The 2,631-nt window shown below is 49.0% G+C and carries 2 protein-coding genes; both read left to right on the forward strand.

The annotated features are described in order from the left end of the window. A partial coding sequence (uvrA, locus tag RWJ43_RS06610) for an excinuclease ABC subunit UvrA (RefSeq protein WP_314009136.1) occupies window positions 1-1,994 on the forward strand: 1,994 nt, incomplete at its 5' end. Between the two features lies 1 nt (window position 1,995). Next, the gene (gene ybaK / locus RWJ43_RS06615) at window positions 1,996-2,505 is read left to right on the forward strand and encodes a Cys-tRNA(Pro) deacylase (RefSeq protein ID WP_314009138.1); all 510 of its coding nucleotides are present in this window, start codon (window positions 1,996-1,998) and stop codon (window positions 2,503-2,505) included. The last annotated feature ends 126 nt before the right edge of the window (window positions 2,506-2,631 follow it).

The following is a 2,631-nucleotide window of genomic DNA, read 5'->3' on the forward strand; positions in this document are numbered from 1 at the left end:
CACTCATTGCAGATCCAAAGCTGTCTGTTTCCGAAGGCGTTTTTGGAAGTCTCTTTGGCCACTCCAATTACTATCCTCAGATTTTGTCTGCAGTCTGCAAGCATTTTGACGTGTCTGATACAACGCCTTGGAACAAGCTACCAAAGAAGGTACAAGACGCCCTTCTCGGTGGCCTTGGTTCAACTAAGATTCGCGTTGACTACAAAACGCGAGACGGCCGCAATACACACTGGTTTACCACGTTCTCTGGTGTCAGAAAGATTCTTTTTGACAAGTATCAAGAGACCACGTCAGAGAATATGAAGACGCATCTTGAGAAGTACATTCGCGAGATGCCTTGTACAACCTGTCACGGAGCTCGCTTAAAGCCAGAGATTCTCTCCGTTACGGTTGGCGAGAAGAACATCTGGGAGGTCTGTGAACTTTCCTGTAAAGAGTCGCTCCAGTTCTTTAAGCAGCTGACTATTACTGATCGTCAGAAGGTTATTGCAGGTCCTATTGTTAAAGAGATTGTGGCAAGGCTACAGTTCTTGGTAAACGTTGGCTTGGATTACCTCACGCTTTCTCGTGCAGCAGCATCGCTTTCTGGTGGAGAGGCCCAGCGTATTCGCTTGGCAACTCAGATTGGCGCTGGTCTTATGGGCGTCCTTTACATTTTGGACGAGCCTTCCATTGGTCTGCATCAAAGAGATAATAACCGCCTCATTGAGACGCTTAAGCAGCTTAGGGACCGCGGTAATACCGTGCTTGTTGTCGAGCACGATGAAGATACCATTCGCGCAGCTGATTACGTTATTGATATGGGTCCTGGCGCCGGTGAGCCTGGTGGTCACGTTGTCGCAGCTGGCACTCCAGAAGAGATTGATGAAAACCCTGATTCCATCACAGGTGCGTATCTCACGGGAAAGAAGCAGATTAGGCTGCCAGAGGCTCGTCGTAAGCCTGGTCGCGGAAAGATTAAGATTACGGGAGCTAGCGCTAACAATCTTAAGAACGTTTCCGCCTCAATTGAGCTGGGCACATTAACGGTGGTTACAGGTGTTTCTGGCTCTGGCAAGTCCTCTTTGGTTACCGACACCCTTGCGCCCGCGCTTACTAATGCAGTTCAGCATTCAAAGCGTGTGGTGGGAGAGTATAAAAAGCTTGAAGGCGTCGATCTTATCGATAAGGTCATTGATATTGATCAGAGTCCTATTGGTAGAACACCTCGTTCTAATCCAGCAACCTATATTGGCCTTTGGGATGACTTGCGTGCACTGTATGCTTCAGTTCCAGAATCCCGCGCACGCGGCTACTCGGCCGGTCGTTTCTCGTTTAACGTCCAGGGAGGCCGCTGCGAGGCTTGTAAGGGCGACGGCCAGATCAAGATTGAGATGAACTTCCTGCCTGACGTCTACGTTCCTTGCGAGGTCTGCCACGGTAAGCGCTACAACCGTGAGACGCTCGAGATTCTCTACCACGGCAAGTCCGTCTCTGACGTGCTTGACATGACGGTTCATGAGGCACTAGCGTTTTTTGCAAACATTCCTCGCATTAAAAACAAGCTGCAGACTCTCCACGATGTAGGCCTTGGTTACATTCACCTTGGCCAGCCAGCAACTACGCTCTCTGGTGGCGAGGCGCAGCGCGTTAAGCTGGCAAAAGAACTTCACCGTCAGCAGACTGGTAAAACTCTTTATATTTTGGATGAGCCAACAACTGGTCTTCATTTTGAGGATGTCAGACAACTTATTGTCGTTCTTGAGCGTCTTGTTGATGCGGGTAACACCGTTCTTGTTATTGAGCACAACCTGGATGTCATTAAGATGGCTGACCGTATTATTGATATGGGTCCAGAGGGTGGCGACGGCGGAGGAACGGTAGTTGTTTCCGGTACGCCAGAAAAGGTTGCGGCAACTCCAGAAAGTCATACCGGCAAGTTCCTTAAAGAAATTCTTGACCGCGATAACGCACGTCTAGCTGCAGAGAAAAAAGCTCAGAAGAAGCGCGCATAACATGGCGAGAAAAACGGCAAAGGTTCAAAAGACAAACGCCATGAGGGAGCTTGATGCTGCCGGCATTGCTTACGAGTTCCAATCTTACGAGGTGGATGAAGACGTTCCTTCTGGTGAGTTGGGAACTCATATTGCAGAGATGCTTGGAGAAGATCCAGACGCTGCGTTCAAAACACTTGTCTGCGTATCTTCAAGCGGAGAGCATGTAGTGTGCTGCATTCCTGTAGACCAGGAGCTTGATCTTAAAAAGGCTGCAGCGGCATCCGGTCAAAAGAACCTTTCCATGCTGCACGTTAAAGAGCTTGAGGGCTTAACGGGTTATGTTCGTGGCGGCTGCACTCCCGTTGGTATGAAGAGACAGTTTCCCACTATAATTGACGAGACTGCTCAGCTTTTTGAGCTCATTCATATCTCTGGTGGAAAACGCGGACTCAGTTTAACGCTTTCTCCAGAAGATCTAGCTTCATTTGTATCGGCTACGTTTGCAGATATTGTTCGCGAGGTGCACTAGTGGCATATCAGCCCAAACATATGCGACTTTCAGCAGAATCTTCTGACGGAACCCTGTCTGAAGAAACTCTTAGCAAGGCTCTTGACCAGACCTTTGAAGAACCTCCTGTAGTTGACAACATCGTTG

The organism is Lancefieldella parvula, from assembly GCF_963530955.1.
Classification (GTDB): domain Bacteria; phylum Actinomycetota; class Coriobacteriia; order Coriobacteriales; family Atopobiaceae; genus Lancefieldella; species Lancefieldella parvula_A.

Excerpts from the sequence above, each read along its gene's own strand:
- ybaK (WP_314009138.1), top strand. The coding sequence starts at position 1,996 with ATGGCGAGAAAAACGGCAAAGGTTCAAAAGACAAACGCCATGAGGGAG.